Source organism: Borreliella sinica (genome assembly GCF_033969665.2).
Classification (GTDB): Bacteria; Spirochaetota; Spirochaetia; order Borreliales; family Borreliaceae; genus Borreliella; species Borreliella sinica.
Map to the genome: position 1 here is coordinate 639,531 of NZ_CP135180.1, position 21,271 is coordinate 660,801.

A 21,271-nucleotide genomic window follows, 5' to 3' on the forward strand; every position below is an offset into this window, starting at 1 on the left:
ATTTGTTTTGTTATAATTAGCTTAGGAGATTTCAAATTTTATGGATGAATTTAAAAAAGCTAGATTAGGAGATAAAAAGAAAGAAAAGCCCGTAACTGGAATTTTGCCTCATTCTAATAAACCCATAAGAGTCCCTTTAATAGCAGTTCCTTCTCATCCAGTTTTTCCAGGGATGTTTATTCCGATTGTTATAATTTCTGATTCTGATATGAAAGCAGTCGATTATGCAATGAAAGGTAATGGAATCATTGCTTTGTTTGTTTTGAATGATAAATTTTTAGAAAAAAACAATAATGATGCTCAACAGAAGTTAATTATTGATTATAGTAAAGATATTTATTCTGTTGGAGTTACTGGAAAGATAATAAAAAAAATTAATCTTCCAGATGGTGGTTACAATATATTCGTCTCAACTTTTGACAGGATTAAATTTGTTAAAGTTGTTTTAAGTGATAAGTTCCCCATAATCGAGATTGACTATTTAAAGCAAATTCCAGTTAGAAAGGATGATATTCAATCAAAGGCAGTTTACAGCAGTATTTTGCTTAGAACTAAAGAGATATTTTCACATAGAAAAATGCCGGAAGTCCAATTAAATATGGTTAATATTGAGGATAAGGGAAAATTATGTGATATTGTAGCTAGCACTATTTCGTCGTCAAAAAATGATCATCAAATAGTTCTTGAAACTTTGAATGTAAAAGATAGGCTTAAGAAAGTTTTAGAGTTAATTTATGAAGAGCTTAATTTAATTGAAATTCAAAATAAGATTGCTAAGGGCATTCAAGAAAGATTGGAAAAACAACAAAAAGAGTTTTTTTTAAAAGAACAACTTAAAGCTATTAAAGCTGAACTTGGCATAGGTGATAAAAAGAACAGCGATTTAGAAAAGCTTAAAACTAAGTTAAAGGCTTTAGAATTGAAAGGAGAGTCTTTAGAGGTAGTTGAAAAGGAGTTAGAAAAATTTTCACTTCTTGAGACAAGCTCGGCTGAATATATTGTTATTAGAAATTATCTTGAACTCATTACTGAGCTTCCTTGGCGGGGTTTGAAAATTAATTTCGATAAATTAGATTTGCAAAAATCTAAAAAAATTTTGGATAAAACTCATTATGGAATGACAGAAGTTAAGGATAGAATTATTGAATATATTTCTGTTCTTAAATTAAGAAAGACCCAAAAGGGAGCCATTATTCTTTTGGTGGGGCCCCCTGGGGTGGGGAAAACGTCTATTGGAGCGGCTATTGCAAAAGTTTTGCGAACCAAGTTTTTTAGATTTTCTGTTGGTGGAATGCGTGATGAATCGGAGATTAAGGGGCACAGAAGAACTTATGTTGGTGCTTTGCCTGGCAAAATCATTCAAGGCTTAAGAATTACTAAGACAAATTCTCCTGTTTTTTTAATTGATGAAGTCGATAAAATTTCTGCTTCAAATTATGGGGATCCTTTTTCTGTTCTTCTTGAAGTTTTAGATCCCGAACAGAATGTTAAATTTAGAGATCATTATCTTGATCTTCCTTTTGATATTTCGAATGTATTTTTTATTTTAACCGCTAATTCTGTTGAAACAATACCAAGGCCTTTATTAAATAGAATGGAGGTTATTGAAATTTCTGGATATGTTGATAACGAAAAAATAGAGATTGCAAGAAAATACTTAATCCCTAAAGTTTTAAGTGAAAATGGAGTTGATAAGGATTCTTTGAAATTTCAAAGTTCAGCTCTTGTTCAAATTGCTCAAGAGTATGCAAGAGATAATGGAGTGAGAAATTTTGAAAAATATTTAAACAGGATTGTACGAAAGGTTGCAAGAAAACTTATCGAGAATACTGAAGTTAAGTCTTATCAAATTTCTAATGACAATCTAGAAGAATATGTTGGTGTACCTGTTTTTAGAAAGGAAAGTATACCTAGTGCTATGTATTCGGGAATGGTAATGGGCCTTGCGTGGACAAATTATGGGGGTTCAACCTTAATGATTGAGACTGTAAAGACGGAGTCCAAGGTAGGTGGAATCAAATTGACCGGTAGACTTGGGGATATTATGAAAGAATCTGCCAATATTGCCTATACTTATGTTAATAGTATTAAAGGAGATTTAAGCATTAATAAGTCTTTTTTTGAAAAAAATATTATTCATTTGCATATTCCAGAAGGAGCTACTCCAAAAGATGGGCCTTCTGCAGGAATTACAATAGCTAGTGCTTTTATTTCTCTTGCCCTTGACAAGGTTGTTAGACCTCATTTGGCTATGACCGGGGAACTTTCTCTTACTGGAAATGTAATGATGATAGGAGGTCTTAGAGAAAAAATAATTGCTGCAAAGCGTAGTGGTGTGGAACATATTATTGTTCCTAAGGCAAATAGAGTTGATTTAGAAGAGATTCCTATTAACATTAAAAGCGGTATTAATTTTTATCTTGTAGACAATATGCGTGAGGTCATTAAATTATTGTTTTAATTTTTTAAAATTGTTATTTTGAAGTTAGTTTAACTCTAGGTTTAAATAAATAAATTAATAATGGAAGAAGAGTTAGTGATGCAAGGGAAGTTGTTAGCATTGTAAAAGCAATTATTGCTCCAAGAGTAGATATTATTTTATAGGCCGAAAATGTTAAAGTTAAAAATCCTATTCCAACAGAGATAGAATTTGCGAATATTCCATTAAATACGCTGGGTATTGATTCAAGAAGTGCGGTTTTGTAGATTTGGCTTTTTTGGTATTTTAAAATAAACGTATTGAAAAAATGGATTGAATAATCTACCCCAACTCCCATGCTTACAGATGCAATTGTTGCTGTTGCAGGGTTTAAAGTTATTCCAAATAATCTCATTACAGCAAAGTTTAAAAACACCGACCATGCTACTGGGATTGCAATAATTATTCCGGTTTTTATAGATTTAAAGAAAAACATAAGCAATAGTGTTATTGATCCAAGAGTTGTTATAATGTTCATAATTTGCTCTCTTACCATTGTTTTAGCTATTAAGACCTTATCATATACCCCAGAGAAATGATATTTATTATTACTCATATGTTCATTAATTGTTTTAATAGCATATTTTTCAAATTTTTTTATTCCTTCGGTTGAGTTGTCTTCAATTCTTACTATAATAGATATTAGTGACCAATCATCGTTAATATACATTTTTTTATTTTCTTTAGTCCAATCGCTTCTGTCTACCAAGTTTATTAGTTTATTTAGTATAATTCTGTTTTCAGGCAGTTTATACTCCAGCGGGGATTCTTTTTTAATTTTAAAATTTGTGAATTTTAAAATTCCATTAATAGAACTGGATTGAGTTTTTGCAGAAAATGCATCAAGTTTATCTGTAATTAAATCTAAATTTTGCATTGCTTTAGCATTTTTAAATTCACCGGGGTTTCCTTCAAGTTCTATTTTGAAAATCGATATTCCGCCCATTTCTTTTTGCATTAGGTTTAATGTTTTTTTTACACTTGTGCGCTCTTTGAAGTAATCTTTTTCATCGAAATTGATTTCGATTCTTAAAAGGCCTGCAATAGAAATTCCTAGTATTATTATAACTATTATAGAGGATGTATATTTTCTTTTTAATATAGACTTTGTTATTTGTGTATTTAGTTTAGCAAGTTTTTCAAGGAAAGATATTTTATGCAGTTTATTTTCTTTTTGTTTTTCAAGAGATTTTTTTTTAACAAATGGGATTAATGTTAATATTCCAGGCAAAACGGTTAATGAGATTGCCATTGAAATGATTACCCCAATTGACATGAAAATACCCATTGTTTTATAAGCATTAATCGAAGAGGTTGTAAGAGATAGGAATCCAAATGCAGTTGTAAGAGATGTTAGCAGAATAGGAGTTTTAAGTTTTTTAATTGTTCTTTTTATTGATTCTTTTGAGAGTTGTTCTTTTTTTATTAATTTAAATATCCCATTTATTATGTGCACAGCATTAGCGCATCCGATTGAAATGAGTAAAACGATCATTGAAGTTTCTGGCACTGTAATAGGGGATTGTACAAGTCCTTTAATTCCAAAAGTCCAAATCAATGATAATAATGCAATACAAATAGGAATTAATGCGCCGATTATATTTTTTATAATAAGATAAAGTGAAATTATTACTACAAAGGTAGCAAGAGGTCCCAATATTTTGAAGTCTTCAACCATGTAGTTTAAGATTTTTTCTCTTACTATTAAATCTCCTGTAAGATACAACTTTAGGTCTTCTGTTTCATAATCTTTAATTATTTTTTCCATCTCATCAAGTTCGGTTTTTAAATTTCTGCTGAAGTTAATTTTATCACTCTCTGATGGGATTATTATGAAGTATATTGAATTTTCCGAGTTGCCTAAGAATGTGTTTTTTACGAATGGAGTTGATTTTATTTTATCCTTTATTTCTTCTATGTCTTTATCGGTGTAGATTTCTTTTTTAAATTGCGGAAAATAAGAAAATATGCTTGTAACGGCATTTGGAGATACTTTTAAAATTTTGGTTATTTCATTGATCACCTTGTTTATTATTTCAAAGTTTTTTTTATTGAAAATATTTTTTTTATCTTGAAATATTACTATTGTAGATAAAAGTGAATTACTTTTGTCAATGTCTATTAGACTTTCAGTTTCTTCAGTCTTGGGAATAAGTTTTAAAATGTTTGCGTCGAATTTAAGATTTTTTAAAAAAAATCCCAAAAAAATAGTAATTAATATAAATATTGTGAATATAATTCCCTTATATTTAATGCTTAGGCTTTCAAAGTCCATATTATGCCTCTTTTTCACTTTATTACTATGTTGACAAGCTTGTTTTTAATTGCAATTATTTTTACTATTTTTTTATTGAATAAATTTGATTTTATTTTGCTATTTTTCATTGCTATTTCTGTTAACTCTTCTTCATCTGCTTCCTTGGTGAGCAAAATTTTGTCTTTTATTTTCCCATTTATTTGCAAGACGATTTCTTTTGTGTCTTTAATAATAAGATTTTCATCGAATTTTGGCCATTTTGAATTTTTAAATAAACTAGGGGTTTCTCCAATATATTCCCACAGTTCTTCTGCTAAATGAGGTGCATATGGAGATAAAATAATGATAAATGGTTTGAATATATTTAAATAATTTTTTTCACATTTTATAAGCTCATTTATAAATATCATCATAGCGGAGATTGCGGTGTTGAAATTTAGTTTTTCTGTGTCTTCTGTGACTTTTTTTATTACTTTGTGTAGTTGAGATACTATTTCTTTTGGAGGATTGTCTTTTGATAGTTCTTTTTCTCTTAAGTTCCAAATTTTGTTTAAAAATCGGAAAACACCAATAATGCCCTTGGTGTTCCAGGGCTTAGAATCTGTTAACGGACCCATAAACATTTCATAAATTCTTATTGAGTCTGCACCAAATTCCTTAATGATGTCGTCTGGGCTTATTACGTTCTTTAAAGATTTTGACATTTTGGCGATTACTTGAGCTACTTCTTTATTATCCTTTTTGTCAAAAAATTTATTGTCTTTTTTTATAACTTGGTCATTTGGTATTAAAATCCCATTCTCTTTTTGATAAGAAAATGCCGTTATTATTCCTTGATTTATCAGCTTTTTAAAAGGTTCTTTGGTATTCACATACCCTAGATCATAAAGAACTTTGTGCCAAAATCTTGAGTAAAGTAGATGTAATACTGTATGTTCAGCTCCACCTATGTATAGGTCAACCGGCATCCAATATTCAATTTTTTTTTTACTTGCAAATTCTTTTTGGTTTTTAGGGTCAAGGTATCTCAAATAATACCAACAAGAGCCTGCCCATTGAGGCATTGTGTTTGTTTCTCTTGTAAAATCAGTATCTTTTACGTTTATCCAATCTTTAATCTTTGATAAAGGAGATTCTCCCGTTTTAGAGGGTTTATAGTTTGCGGTTTCTGGAAGTTTTAGAGGAAGATCATTTTTTTCTAAAGGTATTGCATTCCCGAGTTTGTCAAACAAAATGGGTATAGGTTCTCCCCAATATCTTTGTCTTGAAAAAATCCAATCCCTAAGTTTATAGGTAACCGTTTTTTTCCCCTTTTTGTTTTTAATAAGCCATTCTATTACTTTATCTTTTACTTCGGAATTTTTAAGATTATTAAATTCATTAGGGGAATTTATTGAAATTCCATCATTAGTAAATGCCTTTTTTAGTATTTCATTTTTCCCCGATTTTGATATTACTGGTAAAATTTTTAATTTGTACTTTTTAGCGAATTGAAAGTCCCTCTCGTCATGTGCTGGAACGCCCATTACAGCTCCACTTCCATAATTTCCTAGTACGTAGCTTCCAATCCAAATTGGAACTTTTTCGTTTGTTATTGGATGAAATGCATAAGATCCTGTAAAAACCCCCGATTTGTCTTTTTCAAGCGAGGTTCTCTTAAGATCGCTTTTGAGTTCTTCTTGTTTTACATATTTTAAGACACTTTTTTTAAAGTTATCTTTTGTTACTTTTTCTACTAGTTTATTTTCTGGTGCTATTACTAAATATGTTATGCCAAAGATTGTATCTGGTCTTGTTGTAAATATTTTGATTTTATCATTGCAGTCTTCAATTTCAAAGTCGATTTCAACTCCCGTTGATTTGCCAATCCAATTTCGCTGCATTTCTTTTACAGGCTCAGGCCATTCTAGTTCTTCAAGGTCGTTTAATAATCTGTCAGCATACTTTGTAATTTTTAAGACCCACTGTCTTAAATATTTTTTTTCTACGTTGTGAAATCCTCTCTCAGATTTTGGTCCATCCGGAGTTTGAATAATCTCTTCATTTGCCAGTACTGTTCCAAGCTCAGGGCAGTACCATACAGGCATTTCTTTTGCATAGGCTAGACCTTTTTTATATAATTGCAAGAAAATCCACTGTGTCCACTTATAGTAATTTTCGTCATGTGTTCTAATTTCTCGATCCCAATCATATGCAAATCCCAAAGCTTTTATTTGTTTTTTAAACTTATTAATATTTTCTTCGGTACTTTTTTGAGGATGAGTACCCGTTTGTATCGCATAATTTTCAGCAGGAAGTCCAAAACTATCAAATCCTATTGGGTGAAGTACATGAAATCCATTTAAAAGCTTATATCTTCCAAATATGTCGGTAGCTGTGTACCCTTCTGGATGGCCAACATGGAGTCCATTAGCAGAAGGATAGGGGAACATGTCAAGTATGTATAATCTTTTTTCTTTGGGAATACTTGGATCTTCTTTTACTTTATATGTTTTGTTATTGTCCCAAAATTCTTGCCATTTTTTTTCAATTTTTGTGAATTCGTATTTAGACATTTGTCCTCTTAAAAATTAATCTACAATTTATTCTATATATCCTTTTAGATTGCATTTTTGTTAATTTAAATAAGTTACTAACAATTCCGATGCTGTGAACTGGACTTGAACCAGCATGGACTTGCGTCCACTAGCCCCTCAAGCTAGCGTGTCTACCACTTCCACCACCACAGCATTATTTCATTATATTTTTTATTTTAAATTTTTGTCAACTTTTTTATTTTTTTTAATTACGTAGATTATTATTGCTGTTGATACTACGGTAATAAATATTGTAAATATAATTATTTTTATTTTTGAAAATATTATTTCAAATGATTGTCCTAGTTTAAAGCTTAGAGTAAAATAAACCATTGTTGAGAGTAAGGTTGCAAAAAAGTCAGAAACAATAAATAAATTGGATTTCATATTTCCCATTCCCGCTGATATAAATATTGCATTTCTAACTCCAAAGGGTATAAACCTTCCTATAAATAAAGTCAATATTCCGTATTGACCATAATAGTAATTTATTTTGTCAAGCAGATTATTTTCTTTTTTATTTTTAAATAATTTATTTCCCATTAATTTTCCAATGTAAAAAGATATTATGTCTCCAAGATAGGCTCCCCAAAAAATTCCTAAAAATATTAATACGGTATATTCATGTTTACGACTAGATAAAATTCCACCCATTAGTACTATTGCATCCTCAGAAATAGGAATATTAAATCCTGCTAAAATTAACAAAAAAAAGAATACTATTGGGGAATAAGCTATGTTTGAATCAATGGATTCTATTATTGTGTTTATATCCATTTTACCATCTATTTCTTGTTCTATAGGTTAAGTATATGCTTGCTAAAGTTAAATATGCAAAGTAAATAATGACAACAGTTTTTGCTATTTTTAACGTTGTTTCGGATGGCTCTGAAAATATTGATACAACAAATATTAAGCAACTTATTATTGTTATTGGTATGGTAATTTTCCTTAATTCTTTAGTTTTTGATGGGTAAATAAATTTTATTGGAATAAAGCTTAGTATAATGCATATTGATATTGTAATAAGATTTGTTATTTGCTCTATTTTAAATATTATGTTTAATATTATGAAGAGATTCCATAGAGAAGGAAATCCTCTGAAGTAGTTATCATTTGTTTTTGCATCTGTTCTTGAGAATTGATATGCTGATGAGAGTAAAATTCCAATGCAAATGATGGCTTTATATTCTTCTCCAATGAATTCCCCTAAATAAAAAAATATAACAGGTATAAATGTATAATTTATATAGTCTGTAATATTATCAAGTAGATTTCCATCAATTTCGGGTATTAGTTTTTTTACTTTAAGCTTTCTTGCCATGGTTCCATCAGTTCCATCTATTATAAGTCCTATTACTGTCAACTTTAAAAGAAGGGAATAATCACCGTTTATAATTGAAATTATTGAGTAAAGTCCTACAATCAAACCAGATGCTGTAAAAATGTGTACAAGCCAAGCTAAAATCAAATTTATATTTTCCACAGTAAATCTCCTTTTTATTGGAATATTTTCTTTATCTCTTCAAGTCTATATTTAAAAATGTTAATGGTGTTTTCTATTGTTGCTTTTTTTGTTAAATCTACTCCGGTAATATTTAATGAATCTAATGGATATTTAGAACCTCCTGTTTTTAAAAATTTTAGATAATTTTCTAAGGCATTTTTTTTATTTTCTTTAATGTCTTTATATATTGATAGAGCGGCCGCAATGCCTGTGGCATACTGATACACATAAAAGGGTGAATAAAAATGAGGAATTCTAAGGCATTCAAGGGGGCTTAATTCATCAAATTTTAGGCTAGGTCCAAAATATTTTTTTAGCAAATTCATGTAAGTTTCTGTTAGTGTTTCTTTTACCACGGACTCTTCTTTGCTAATCATTTCATTAATAATGTACTCAAATTCAGCAAACATTGTTTGTCGGAAAAATGTTGAAACCATGTCGTCAATTTGTGTGAGTTTTATATATTTTATTTTTTTAGTATCTGTTTCGGTTTTAAGTAAATATTCGGCCAATATTTGTTCGTTAATTATTGATGCTATTTCTGCTTCAAAGATGGAATAATTATAGTGTGGGAATGGGTTATTTTTTATGCTAAAGTAAGAGTGCATTGAATGTCCTGCTTCGTGTGCAAGCGTAAACATATCTCTTATTGATTCGTTTTTGTAATTAAGAAGTATGTAAGGTTTTCCATTGTATGATCCAGCGCTAAAAGCCCCCGATCTTTTCCCGATATTCTCGTATTTATCAACCCATCTTTCTTTTAAAAGACCATTTCTTAAAATTTCTGTATATTCACTTCCCAATATCTTTAAAGATTGTAATATTTTTTCACAAGCTTCTTCAAACGAATTTTTAAATATTATTCCTTTTGTTAATGGTACGTAAACGTCGTAGTGATATAAATATTCTTGGTTTAAAACTTTTTTTCTAAACTCATAATAGTCATTAAGTGTAGATAAATTTTCGTTGACCGTTTCGATTAAATTTGTATAAACTCTTTTATCAATGTTGTTTGAAAAAAGTTGCATTGAAAAAGTATTTTGGAACTTTCTTGTTTTTGCAATGAAGTGGTTTTTTTTAAAATCTGAAATAATAAGATTAGCAAGTGTGTTTTCATTGTTTTTATATTTTTGATAAAATTTCAAAAAAGCTTCTTTTCGTATTTTTTGATCTTCATTTTGTAAAAATAGTGTGTAGGTGGAATTGGTTAAAGGGTGCCCATTAATTTCTCCAAATTCCATATCAGCATTTGTTAATGCTGAGAATATGTTTTGATAAGATGAGTAAAGGGGAGTGTAGTTAGCAAGTATTTCCTCTTCTTGTTCGCTTAAAATATGATTTTTTTCTCTTAGTATTTTTTCAATTGCAATTTTTTTCTCTTTAAGCTCAGGAGTATTTATCCAAGCTTGAATTTTTTCTTCATCTGTTTTCAGTATCTTGGGCATGAAGAATGAGGTGGAATTGGATACCTTTGTAGATATATTTACACTCGTAGAATATATTTTATTTGATTCCTTGTTTGTTATATCTGTTTCTAATTGGAGCATTGCATAGTAAGAGACTTTCTCTAAATCTTCCATAATTTCATAGTATTTGTTTAAAGTTTCTTTAAACAAATCAAAATTTAATTCTAATTTTTCATATTTTTTGAATTCTTTGGTTTTAATTTCAATAGCATTGATTGCTTTTGCATATTCTTCTTCATTTGGAAATAGAAAAGATAAATCCCATTTATCATTTTCATTAATTTCATTTCTATTTATCACTAAATTCTCCTCTTTCTTTTCTTCATTGTTTAGAAAGAAATAGTACATTGAAATTTTATAAATGTTGTGTTTTTTATTTTACAATAAAGTCTATACTTTATGCATAAAAAGCCTTTAGGTGTTAGCTGTTGAATAAAGATTTTAATAAAAATTTTTTAAATTTTAAGAATGCTATCCCCCGATGGGATATTTTGTTTTTTTCTTCAAGTTTTAGATCGCTAAGCTTTTTATTATTTTTGGTTAAAAATATTGAATCATAGCCAAATCCATATTTTTCATTACCATTTAAACTTAAAGCAATTTCTCCCTTAATAATTCCTTCAAAATTTGATATTTGCTTATTTTTCGATATATAGCTTATGTTGCATATAAAATATGCTTTTCTATTTTTTTCATTTTTCATTAAGTCTAGAATAAGTTGATTTTTTTCATTAGTATTTAATTTTTTACCTAGCTTATAAGTGTCATATCTACTAGAGTAAATCCCAGGTTCCAAATTTAGTGCTTCAATGCACAACCCAGAATCTTCTCCAAAAACATTTTGATTTTTATTTAAAATTTCAAACAGTGCTTTTGCTTTAAGCAAAGAGTTTTCTTTGAATGTTTTCCCTGTTTCTTTTATATTAAAATTTTGAGGAACTATTAAGTTTAAATTGGGTATATCTAATATATTTTTTACCTCATTTATTTTATTTTCATTTGTTGTTGCAAAAAATATTGTTTTCATTTATATAATAATAAAGTATTTGCGGGTTTAATTGTACAATTCGGATTAATTTAAAGTATTGTTTTTTTAAATTATGTATATTTATTGAATATTTTTTGCTAAGTGTTTATTGAAAAATTTGAATTTTTTTCTAAGACATTAAAATAAAGTTTTAATTTTTTTATTTGAGTATGGTGTTTTTTTAGTAAGGTTTGTTATGAAAAAAAGAATTAAATTCAGAATTATTTCGGGTTTTAAGGGGATTTTCAAGTTTTTTTTAGCTATTTATAATTCTTTGTTTATAGCTCTTAAAGCTATACATTCTTTTTTTAAGCAAAATGTTAGCTTTATGGTTATTCCCCATGTTAAAGGGAATGTAAAAAATATTAAAATTTCTTTTTTAACTTTAATTTTCTTTGCTACTTTTTTTTTGGGTGGTTTTATAGGTTTTGTTTTACTTGCTGTTAATTATGTTACTCTCTCATCAATTGTGAAATCTACAGAGAAAAATTACTCTTTAGCGGAATCTGAGATCGAAGATTTTAGAAATACAGTTGTGGAAATTAATTCTGTTGCAAAAAATTTTTCCAAAATTTTAGACGAACTTAAAACCTCTTTAAAAATTAATTCTGGTAGTGTTGATTTAAATAAAAATAAACAAGATGGAGATCTTTCTAATTTTATTGATTTGCAAATTTTAGAAGCTAATTCAATAAAAGAACTTAGTGATCTTAAAAATATTAAAAGTAAAATAGAAAGTTCAATTCCGCCTCTTAAAAGCATAGTTAAGGTTTTGCATGCCCAAGATAAGCTTTTAAATGATATTCCTTCCCTTTGGCCTCTTGCGGGTGGATCTGGAATTATTACTTTGCATTTTGGTCCTGCTATTGAGCCTTTTACAAGGCAGTGGTACATTCACAAAGGTATAGATCTTGGAGGGGTTAGAATTGGAACTCCTATTGTTGCAACTGCTGATGGGGAAGTTGTTAGGGCGAGTTATCAATCAGCTGGTTATGGCAATTTTGTTCAAATTAAGCATAAGTACGGACTTTCTACTCTTTATGCACATATGTCGCGCCTTAATACCTCTAAAGGTTCTTATGTTAAAAAGGGTCAAATAATTGGATTTATGGGGCAGACAGGCTATGCAACAGGTCCACATGTTCATTATGAGGTTCGTGTAGGTTCTCAAGTTATTAATCCTGATATGTATTTAAATTTAGCAACAGGAGTTTCGAAATAGATGTTAAATTTTTTAACAGTTAAAAAAGAAAGAAAAATATCGTCTTTGTTTCTTTTTGATGAAATAAAGACGATAGTGGGTGTTGGTGATTTTTTTAAAGGAGATTTGGTTTCAAATAATTTTATTCGGCTTGATGGCGATTTTATGGGTACTATTAGTTCTACAAAAAGGGTAATTATTGGGGAGAGTGGAAGAGTTAAGTCCAGTATTGATGCTAATGAGCTTGTTATTTCTGGAATGGTTGTGGGCAATATTTGTGCTAAAAGCAAGATTAAAATATTTTCATCGGGGTGTGTTATTGGAAATATTTCTTGTAAGTCGATTGAAGTTGAAGAGGGAGCTATTATTGATGGATATATGGATATTGGTTCTGAGTATTTTAAGCCACCCGAAAGAAATACATTTTTTTATACTGGTTCTTATAAAGTCAATGAAGATCTTTTAATTGAAATCAATAAGGAATCTCAGGAAGAAAAAAAATCTTTTCAGCTCCCGGAAGGTGAGGATGATAAATATTTTTCAAGTGTTATGAGTAAAATAGATGAAAGTAAGTAATTTGCTTTCTGGAGCATTAAACCTTAATTCAAAAGATTATAAAAAAGGTGGCAAAAAAGTATTTTTTGATAAGAGAAATGCTTTTTCTTCGGTGTTTCAGATTGAAAGTGTAAAAGAGGATAAGCATTTTGTTTTTCTTGAAAATGGCGAATTTAATCTTGATTTGATTAAAAATATGTTAGATGGAATTAACGAGATTGGTGAGAGACTTTTGAGTGAACCTTCCAGACAAAATGTGATTTTTTACAAAAAAGTTATTTCGGAATTTATATCTATTATTATATCATCTTCTGTTTGTCTGAAAGAGCAAAAAGGGGGTAGTTTGGGGGATCCTAAGCGTCCCAAGTACAGAATTATTAAGATTATTAACGAGAAGTTAGACAAGCTTGCCTATTCCGTTTTACAAAACCAAATGATTCAGATTAAACTTTTAGACAGTATTGAAGAGATTCAAGGCTTGCTTATAAATTTATTAATGTAAATTGGGCTTGATATTTTTAAAATGTTTTAATTCTTAAATTAGAAGGGATTGTTAAACAATCCCTTCTTTAAGTGGTAAAAATTAAATTAATTTTTAATTAAATATTTTTTACTTATTTCTAAAAAGTTTTTTATTTGTTCATTTTTCCACTCTTCGGATTTATTTAATTTTTCCATCATTATTTCAGCAACCCTTGGAGCAGATTCAATTGTAGCTTGAGGATTTAAAGGTAGTGATCTTGTTCTTCTTGCTAAAATATCGTCAATGGTTTTGGCTTGCTCAAATTCAATTGAAAAAGCTATTTGGGCTTCATTTAAATCTAAATTTTTGTGTATCTTTTTGTCGAACCCTTCCATATTTTTTAAAATTTCAAAGTCACTACCATAAACCCTAAAAGGTTCAGGAATTTTTAGTACCTCTTCTTTTTCAAGATAACCGTGTAACTTTAAATCTTTTGTAATTGGCGCAAAATTTGGTATTAAATTTTTTTCAATCGCCTTAAGCAGGGTTTTTTCTGCCATTTTCCTATATGTAGTATATTTCCCCCCTGCTATTGTAATAAGATTTGAATCTGATATAAATATTTTCTCATTTCTTGAAATTTTTGAGGTGTTGCCTGCGGCTTTTGGATCCATTATTAATGGCCTTATTCCAGTATATACACTTTTTATATCTGATTTTTCTATTTTAATATTTAAATAGTTGTTTAAATTGTTTATTATAAAGTCGATTTCTTCATCAAATCTTTTGGGCTCTACTTCGATATCTTTTATTGGAATGTCTGTGCTTCCACAAACAACACTATCATACCAAGGAATAGCAAATAAAATTCTATTATCACTGGTTTTAGGCATTAATATTGCATGATTTTTAGGGAATTTGTCTTTTTTGATTATTAAATGACTACCTTGGGAAGGTTTAATGATGTTTGAAGCTTTTTCATCGTCCAATCTTCTTATTTCATCTGAAAATATCCCTGTTGCGTTTATTATACATTTACTTTTTAATGAAATTTGTTCTTTTGACAATTTATTTTGTATTAGGACTCCCGAAAGTTTTCCGTTTTCCTTGTTAAATTTTTTAAGCTCAGTGTAGTTAAGGGCAATGCCGCCTTTTTCGGTAAAGGTTCTTAATAATGTTATTGCCATTCTGGCATCATCGAATGAATCGTCGTAATATAAAACAGAGCATTTAAGACCTTCTGTTTTAATATTAGGAGCTTTTTCAATGGTAGATTTTTTGGATAGCAATTTAGTTTTGTATTTGGTATTTTTTTCTTTACCCATAAGATTGTGATAATAGCTTAATCCGAAATAATAATAAGGTATTTCTAAAACATTATAAATAGGAGTAATAAATGCACATTCATTAATTAAATGAGGTGCATTTAGTTCAAGAGCGGCTTTTTCGTATAAAGCTTCTTTAACCAAAGAAATATTCCATTGGGCTAAATATCTTACTCCACCGTGAATTAATTTGCTTGATCTAGAGGAGGTTCCTTTTGCGTAATCAAATTTTTCTATAAGTATTGCTTTATATCCTCTTGTGATTGCGTCTACCGCGATGCCAAGACCCGTTGCGCCTCCTCCAATTATTATAAGATCAAATTCTTGATTTTCAAGATCTTTTAATTTTGTTTCTTTGTTATAATTCATGAAATTTAAATATTCCTCCATTTTTGGTTAATTTTTCTTTACTTTTTAACTAAATGCTAGATTTGAGAAATTTGCAAAGTTTATTTGTTTGCAAATTTCAGTTTGTTTTAATTTTTTATGATTTTTATTTTGACCCAACATATTATTAACCATTTTTTGTATTTCTTCAATAAATTGTACCTTTTTTGTAAGTCGTTATATTTGCTTTTTAGGCATTTTAACCATATTTTGTTTTAGTTTTAAAAAATCAAATAAATTATTCATAAATTTTGCCTTTAGTATACTTTTGTTGTGACCTTTAAAGTTTTGTGTTTAGCCTTTATAGATTATTAAGAATTCTCTACCCAAGATTTTGATCTTTCAATTGCTTTGTTCCAATTTTCAAGAAGTTTTTCTTTTTGATTTTTTGACATTAAAGGTTCAAATATCTTATCTACTTGCCAAAGGCTTATTATTTCCTCGGCGCTTTGCCAATAACCTGATGCAAGTCCCGCAAGATAAGCAGCCCCAAGGGCCGTTGTTTCTGTTATTTTTGGTCTTACAACTTTACATTCTAAAAGATCAGCTTGAAATTGCATTAGTAGATTGTTTTGACTTGCTTTTCCATCTACTCTTAATTCTTGAATTTCAAAGTTGGGAACGGATTTTTTCATGGTATTTAGTATATCAAAGCTTTGAAATGCGATGCTCTCAAGAGCAGCTCTTGTAATGTGAGCTTTTGTTGATCCTCTTGTTATTCCGATGATTGTTCCTCTTGCATAAGAATCCCAATGGGGTGCGCCAAGCCCAACAAATGCTGGTACAAAATAAACCCCTCCATTGTCTGAAACTGAGCTTGCCAATGATTCTACATCTGAGCTTTTTCTAAACAGTTCAAGACCATCCCTTAGCCACTGGATTACTGCTCCACCAATAAAAACACTCCCTTCAAGAACATAGGTTACGGATTTTTTTCTTCCCCACGCAATTGAGGTTAAAAGTTTCTCATGGTTAATGATGGGCTCTTTACCTATGTTTAACGTCACAAAGCAACCGGTTCCGTATGTGTTTTTAGCCATACCCTTTTTAAGGCAGGCTTGCCCAAATGTTGCTGCAAATTGATCTCCAGCAATTCCTGCAATAGGAATTTCTACTCCAAATAGTGATTTGTCTGTTTCGCCATATATTGTGGAACTTTCTTTAAGTTCGGGTAAAATTGCTTTTGGAATATTTAATATGCTTAAAAGTTCATCATCCCATTCTAATGTTTTAATGTTTAGCAATAATGTTCTTGAAGCATTAGAGTAATCGGTCGCATGTACTTTTTTTTGAGTTAGATTCCACAATAGCCATGTATCTATTGTTCCAAAGCATAGTTCACCATTTTCAGCTTTTTGTCTTGCGCCTTCCACATTGTCTAAGATCCACATTATTTTTGTTCCACTGAAATAAGAATCTAGTACCAAGCCTGTTTTTTCTAAAATAATTTTATCTTTTCCTTCTTTTGTTAATTGGTCACAAATATTCGCAGTTCTTCTGTCTTGCCATACTATTGCATTATAAATGGGTTTTCCTGTATTTTTTTCCCATATAACCGTAGTTTCTCTTTGATTGGTTATTCCAATAGCATCAACTTTATTTGGCAAAATTCTTGAATTTGCAAGAGCTTCTGTTATAACCCCAAGTTGTGATCCCCATATTTCTGTAGGATCATGTTCCACCCAACTTGGTTGTGGGTAAATTTGAGTAAATTCTTTTTCAGCAAATCCTTTTATGTTTGCATTTTTATCAAATACTATTGCTCTTGAGCTAGTAGTACCTTGATCAATAGATAAAATGTATTTCATAATTTTTCCTTTTTATTTCAACAAAGATAAATATCTTTTAACCTTTGTTGTTCTTTAGTGTAAATTCGTAAATTGTAGCGCCCAAAATTGCTCCAATGATGGGGCCAATTATTGGCACAATAGATATGCTTAGGTTGTTAAAGCCATGATTTTTAAAACCAGCAAATAAGAGCAAAATTCTTGGTCCCAGATCTCTTGCAGGATTAATAGCGTAGCCATTCATTCCCCCAAAGCTTATTCCTATTGCCAAAACTACCGCTCCTGTAATGAATGGAAGGAACGGATTATCATTGTGGTTTTTTACAAAATCTCCAACAACGGAAATTAAAAACATTAACAAAAAAGTTCCAAAAATTTGATCAATAAATCCAGGCAAAAATCCAGGAATAGCGGGAAAAGTTGCCATTATTCCTTGAGTATTTTCTAGACTAGGGTCTATTTCTATCCATTTAGGATAAAATACGACAAATGTCATTAATGCTCCGGTAAATGCTCCTAATACCTGAGCTGAAATGTAGTGAAAGAGTTTTGAAACGGGGAATTTTCCAATGCTTGCTAATCCTATGCTAACAGCTGGGTTTAGGTGCGCTCCACTAATTCTTGCTGCTGTATAAATACCAAACGTTACACCCATTCCCCATCCAAATACTATATTTGTGTATCCCCCTTTTATTATTTCTCCTGCTATTTCAGGATTCGAAGGAAACAATACTGTCATAGCAACAGATCCGGTTCCTAGAGCTAATAGTATAAATGTTCCTAGAAATTCCGATATAAATTCTTGAAATTTTGTATAATTCATATTTTATCTCCTTTTTATAAAAATTTTATTTTTTTAAAAATTTTTAATTTTTGATTTATGAATTTGGATATGTTAAAATTCTTAAGACAATTTTATTGTTTTTGCAAAATGTCTAATATTTAATATATTTCAAGTCCCCCTTACTAAATATAATTAATATTTTTAATTATATTTATATAATATTTGTATTTAATATATTATTTTTAATTAAGATTAATGTCAATAATTTAAAAATTTTAATTTATAAATTATTGATTTCTTTCTAAAAATTTGTTTAAGGATTTTTTATTTTATATTAAAATTTTTAAAGCGGATTTTTTGATCAATTAAGCTTTATGATTTAGCAAATCTTTTTAGATTATATTTAAAACCGTTTAGGTTGTTTTTGGAGGTAGACTTGGTGATTGTAATAGAGGGTTTGATTGGAGTGGGAAAAACTACTCTTGGAAATATTTTGTCAAAGGAGTTAGAAATTCCTTTTTACGGTGAGTTAAATAATGATTTTACTTTGGCTGTATTGGATAAATTTTATAAGGATAAATCTAGATGGGCATTCCCAGCTCAAATTAATTTTCTTAATGAGAGGTTTAAGTTAATAAAAGGTGTTTTTAGAACAAAAGGAGGCATTCTTGACAGATCTATTTATGGTGATTGTGTGTTTGCATCTCTTTTAAATTGCGATGGGCATATTTCTGATGAGGAGTATAAAATATATATTGATCTTCTTGATAATATGCTTGAACATTCTCAGCGACCAAGTTTGCTTGTTTATCTTGATTGTGGCATTGATGAGGTTGAGCGCAGAATTAAAAATAGAAATAGAAGCTTTGAAATGAATATCCCCAGAGATTATCTTGAAGGTCTTAATAGGGAATATTTGAAGTGGTATGATGAATATAACCTGTCTTCAAAGATAAAATTTTCTTACGATGATATAAATATTTTTAACGAAGAAGATAAGAATAAAGTGATTTCTTTAATTAGAGATAAACTTGTACTATAATTATTTGTAGTAGATTGACATTCTATTGTTTTATTTTAAGGGTGAGTATTAATGGAGGTTCTTATGAGAAGGTTATTTCTTCTGTGTTTTTTATGCTCTTTTGTTTTTTTAAGTTTGTTTTCTAAAGGTAGTAGTTCTTCTTATGTTGATATTGATAGGCAAAAAGAGCTTGCTATTTTTTATTATGAGGTTGGCCAAAGGTATATAAACGTTGGCAAAATTAAAAAGGGAAAGCTTTTTCAAGCCAAAGCTTTAAAGATTTATCCTGATTTGAAAAAGGGAGTTGATATTAAGCTTGCAGTTAAAGAGCTTGATGCAAGGATTAAGGATGGCAATTCCAGGGTTGTTATGCTTGAAGATGTTAAGCTTGAAGAGATACCTGGAATAGTTCACGAAAAAATAGAAATCAATGATTTTACAAATGCTCCTAAAATAGAATATATTGCACAAAGAGAGAGAAGCAAGAATCAAGATAAAATTATTAAGTTCCAATTTGGAAAGTTTGCAAGAGCTTTAATTTCTCAAAACTTTGATCTGTTTGACTCTGTTATTGCAGAAAAAGTTAACGTTATGGGTAGATTTGAGTCAAAGTATGATTTTATATCAATTTTATCAAGCGCTTCATCTAAGGTTGATGCAGATGAATTAGGATATTTGTCAGTTGATGATTATTACGATTTAAAGTCTTTAAAAATTTCAAAATCCGACGATAATTCTTTTGCTGTTAATGTAAATGCCAAAAACAATGATGTTACTAAAAATTTTCCATTTTGGAAAGAACGTCAGACTTTAATTTTTACTAAAGAAGATGACAATAATTGGTTTTTATCTTCCATAGAGTAAAATCTTAACGTTGTAATTAAAAACATCATTATTAATATATATATAAATGAGTCTCCAATTTTTTCGTAGATAGTTGTAAATGTTGGGGACAGTTTTACTGTTGATAATAGGTACCCTTTTGTAAAAGTTTCCAATCTTTTAATGCTTTCTCCGTATTCGTTGACGATTGCAGTAATTCCTGAGTTTGTAGCCCTAATAGTTTTGATTCCATTTTCGATGCTTCTAAATTTAGCCACAACAAAGTGTTGCCATTCTGCCGAATTTGTTTTTGACCAAGAGTCGTTTGAAAAATTTAGCAATGTATTGGCGCCTTGAATTTTATAAAACCTTGAAAGTTCTGGAAATGCATCGTCATAGCATATTAAAGGAGCAAATTTAAATTTTTTTAATTTCAATATTTCAATTTTATTACCTTCGATTTGTCCCAATATTCTAAAATTTTTTAAAAAGAAGTTTCTTACAAATTCATATTCGTAAAATGGAATTTTTTCTGCAAAAGGAACTAAAAATATTTTAGAGTATATGTTTGCAATGTTAAGGTTTGGCTCTACCATATAAATAGAATTTTGTTGAATTTTTATAGTTTTGTCGACATTTGAAGGAGCCCCAATGGCAAATGGGATTTTTCGTTCTTTTATGAAACTTTTCAGCTCACTATGCAAGTCGTAATCCCCAAAGTATTGTTCTTCTTTGTTAAAAGGATAAGTTAATACCCCTTCGCTCCAGATTACAAATTCTATTTTTGGATTTTCTTGTAATGCTTGTTTTGTAATTGCAATAGAATCTCTAATCCCTTTTTTGTCATTTCCAGGCAACCAAGGGTCAGTGTTAAGCTGAATAGCTGCAATGTTTAGACTATCTATTTCTTTTTCTAATAAACCCTTTAGTTCTATTTTTTTAAGCATTCCGTAAGTAGAGGATGTTATTATTAGCAATATTGGAAATATTGTGTTTAGTAAATTTGTTTTGTTTTTATAGATTAAAAAGTCAGCAATTCCTGAGTTTAAAAAATAAACTATGAATGATACAAAAAATACACCAAAAATGTCTGCTACTTGAATTAAATTGTTGAAATTATTTACAGTAAAAGCAGCAAGTCCCCAAGGATATGCTAAAAATCCGATTGATCTTGAGTAATCATAAAATGTAAAAAGCATTGCTATTGTCATTGTTTTATTTTTAAAGCTTTTTAAAGAGTAATAGAGAAAATAGCCCAAGGTTAATGAATATGGAATGTATCCTATTATGACTCCTATGAATGTTATCCATCCAAATGCATGAAAAAATCCAAGCCAAAAATTTTGCAGGCTGTTGGCTATTATGAAATAAAATACTGTTAACCTTATTAATGTTTTTTTATCTTCTAATTTGTTTAAGGTGTTTAAGGCTATAAAAAGTGGTACATAAGCAACAAAACCCAGAATTGAATATCCAGTTTCTTTAATTTCATTTGGAATTGCAAGTGTTGTAAGAATTCCTGAAAATGCGGCTAGGCAAAAACATCTAGTTTTCATTTTTCCTCTTTTTTACTATTATTATTACTAATATAATGATGTAATATTTAACATTATC

15 protein-coding genes, 1 tRNA gene and 1 pseudogene are annotated in these 21,271 nt (G+C 29.4%); 6 read left to right on the top strand and 11 right to left on the bottom strand.

Annotation, left to right across the window (positions count from 1 at the left end):
- The first annotated feature begins 40 nt into the window (after positions 1 to 40).
- Entirely contained in the window at positions 41 to 2,461 is a 2,421-nt protein-coding gene (gene lon / locus QIA41_RS03015; protein ID WP_320292552.1) for an endopeptidase La, read from the top strand.
- Here lon and QIA41_RS03020 read toward each other — a convergent pair.
- From QIA41_RS03020 to rdgB, 7 genes and pseudogenes are all read right to left on the bottom strand, one after another.
- A pseudogene (locus QIA41_RS03020) lies at positions 2,450 to 4,754 on the bottom strand (efflux RND transporter permease subunit). The gene lon and the pseudogene QIA41_RS03020 overlap by 12 nt on opposite strands.
- 14 nt (positions 4,755 to 4,768) lie before the next feature.
- Positions 4,769 to 7,291, bottom strand: coding sequence for a leucine--tRNA ligase (gene leuS / locus QIA41_RS03025; RefSeq protein WP_320292553.1), 2,523 nt, complete (start codon positions 7,289 to 7,291; stop codon positions 4,769 to 4,771).
- Between the two features lie 90 nt (positions 7,292 to 7,381).
- Positions 7,382 to 7,465: transfer RNA gene (locus tag QIA41_RS03030), tRNA-Leu, on the bottom strand.
- An 18-nt stretch (positions 7,466 to 7,483) separates the two neighbouring features.
- A complete protein-coding gene (locus QIA41_RS03035; RefSeq protein WP_320292554.1) occupies positions 7,484 to 8,089 on the bottom strand; it encodes a DedA family protein in 606 nt (201 codons plus the stop codon).
- A 1-nt stretch (position 8,090) separates the two neighbouring features.
- A complete protein-coding gene (gene pcsA, locus QIA41_RS03040) occupies positions 8,091 to 8,798 on the bottom strand; it encodes a phosphatidylcholine synthase (RefSeq protein WP_320292555.1) in 708 nt (235 codons plus the stop codon).
- Between the two features lie 14 nt (positions 8,799 to 8,812).
- The gene (pepF, locus tag QIA41_RS03045) at positions 8,813 to 10,585 is read right to left on the bottom strand and encodes an oligoendopeptidase F (protein WP_320292556.1); all 1,773 of its coding nucleotides are present in this window, start codon (positions 10,583 to 10,585) and stop codon (positions 8,813 to 8,815) included.
- A 121-nt stretch (positions 10,586 to 10,706) separates the two neighbouring features.
- On the bottom strand, positions 10,707 to 11,312 hold the full coding sequence (gene rdgB / locus QIA41_RS03050) for an RdgB/HAM1 family non-canonical purine NTP pyrophosphatase (protein ID WP_320292557.1): 606 nt from the start codon (positions 11,310 to 11,312) through the stop codon (positions 10,707 to 10,709).
- Between the two features lie 196 nt (positions 11,313 to 11,508).
- Between rdgB and QIA41_RS03055 the strand changes: the two genes are divergently transcribed.
- From QIA41_RS03055 to QIA41_RS03065, 3 genes are read left to right on the top strand one after another with little or no spacing between them, the layout of a single operon-like run.
- Positions 11,509 to 12,534: a M23 family metallopeptidase gene (locus QIA41_RS03055; protein WP_320292558.1), complete on the top strand. Its 1,026-nt coding sequence runs from the start codon at positions 11,509 to 11,511 to the stop codon at positions 12,532 to 12,534.
- Complete coding sequence (locus QIA41_RS03060; RefSeq protein ID WP_320292559.1) at positions 12,535 to 13,089, top strand: bactofilin family protein; 555 nt, start codon at positions 12,535 to 12,537, stop codon at positions 13,087 to 13,089.
- A complete protein-coding gene (locus tag QIA41_RS03065; protein ID WP_320292560.1) occupies positions 13,076 to 13,570 on the top strand; it encodes a DUF327 family protein in 495 nt (164 codons plus the stop codon). Before QIA41_RS03060 ends, QIA41_RS03065 begins: the two co-directional genes overlap by 14 nt.
- Before the next feature lie 86 nt (positions 13,571 to 13,656).
- On the opposite strand, the gene QIA41_RS03070 is transcribed toward QIA41_RS03065, so the two are convergent.
- From QIA41_RS03070 to QIA41_RS03080, 3 genes are all read right to left on the bottom strand, one after another.
- A complete protein-coding gene (locus tag QIA41_RS03070) occupies positions 13,657 to 15,246 on the bottom strand; it encodes a glycerol-3-phosphate dehydrogenase/oxidase (protein WP_320292561.1) in 1,590 nt (529 codons plus the stop codon).
- 308 nt (positions 15,247 to 15,554) lie between these two features.
- Entirely contained in the window at positions 15,555 to 17,051 is a 1,497-nt protein-coding gene (gene glpK / locus QIA41_RS03075) for a glycerol kinase GlpK (protein WP_320292562.1), read from the bottom strand.
- A 37-nt stretch (positions 17,052 to 17,088) separates the two neighbouring features.
- Positions 17,089 to 17,853, bottom strand: coding sequence for an MIP/aquaporin family protein (locus QIA41_RS03080; RefSeq protein ID WP_320292563.1), 765 nt, complete (start codon positions 17,851 to 17,853; stop codon positions 17,089 to 17,091).
- A 400-nt stretch (positions 17,854 to 18,253) separates the two neighbouring features.
- On the opposite strand from QIA41_RS03080, the gene QIA41_RS03085 reads away from it, so the two are divergent.
- Both QIA41_RS03085 and QIA41_RS03090 read left to right on the top strand, forming a co-directional pair.
- Entirely contained in the window at positions 18,254 to 18,856 is a 603-nt protein-coding gene (locus QIA41_RS03085) for a deoxynucleoside kinase (protein ID WP_320292564.1), read from the top strand.
- 63 nt (positions 18,857 to 18,919) lie between these two features.
- Positions 18,920 to 19,699, top strand: coding sequence for a hypothetical protein (locus QIA41_RS03090; RefSeq protein WP_320292565.1), 780 nt, complete (start codon positions 18,920 to 18,922; stop codon positions 19,697 to 19,699).
- On the opposite strand, the gene lnt is transcribed toward QIA41_RS03090, so the two are convergent.
- On the bottom strand, positions 19,639 to 21,213 hold the full coding sequence (gene lnt / locus QIA41_RS03095; RefSeq protein ID WP_320292566.1) for an apolipoprotein N-acyltransferase: 1,575 nt from the start codon (positions 21,211 to 21,213) through the stop codon (positions 19,639 to 19,641). The genes QIA41_RS03090 and lnt overlap by 61 nt on opposite strands.
- Between the last annotated feature and the right edge of the window lie 58 nt (positions 21,214 to 21,271).

Bases quoted from the DNA above. Each gene is read 5' to 3' on its own strand.
- lon (WP_320292552.1), top strand. From the start codon at position 41: ATGGATGAATTTAAAAAAGCTAGATTAGGAGATAAAAAGAAAGAAAAG.
- leuS (WP_320292553.1), bottom strand. From the start codon at position 7,291: ATGTCTAAATACGAATTCACAAAAATTGAAAAAAAATGGCAAGAATTT.
- QIA41_RS03035 (WP_320292554.1), bottom strand. From the start codon at position 8,089: ATGGATATAAACACAATAATAGAATCCATTGATTCAAACATAGCTTAT.
- rdgB (WP_320292557.1), bottom strand. From the start codon at position 11,312: ATGAAAACAATATTTTTTGCAACAACAAATGAAAATAAAATAAATGAG.
- QIA41_RS03055 (WP_320292558.1), top strand. From the start codon at position 11,509: ATGAAAAAAAGAATTAAATTCAGAATTATTTCGGGTTTTAAGGGGATT.
- QIA41_RS03060 (WP_320292559.1), top strand. From the start codon at position 12,535: ATGTTAAATTTTTTAACAGTTAAAAAAGAAAGAAAAATATCGTCTTTG.
- QIA41_RS03065 (WP_320292560.1), top strand. From the start codon at position 13,076: ATGAAAGTAAGTAATTTGCTTTCTGGAGCATTAAACCTTAATTCAAAA.
- QIA41_RS03070 (WP_320292561.1), bottom strand. From the start codon at position 15,246: ATGGAGGAATATTTAAATTTCATGAATTATAACAAAGAAACAAAATTA.
- glpK (WP_320292562.1), bottom strand. From the start codon at position 17,051: ATGAAATACATTTTATCTATTGATCAAGGTACTACTAGCTCAAGAGCA.
- QIA41_RS03080 (WP_320292563.1), bottom strand. From the start codon at position 17,853: ATGAATTATACAAAATTTCAAGAATTTATATCGGAATTTCTAGGAACA.
- QIA41_RS03090 (WP_320292565.1), top strand. From the start codon at position 18,920: ATGAGAAGGTTATTTCTTCTGTGTTTTTTATGCTCTTTTGTTTTTTTA.
- lnt (WP_320292566.1), bottom strand. From the start codon at position 21,213: ATGAAAACTAGATGTTTTTGCCTAGCCGCATTTTCAGGAATTCTTACA.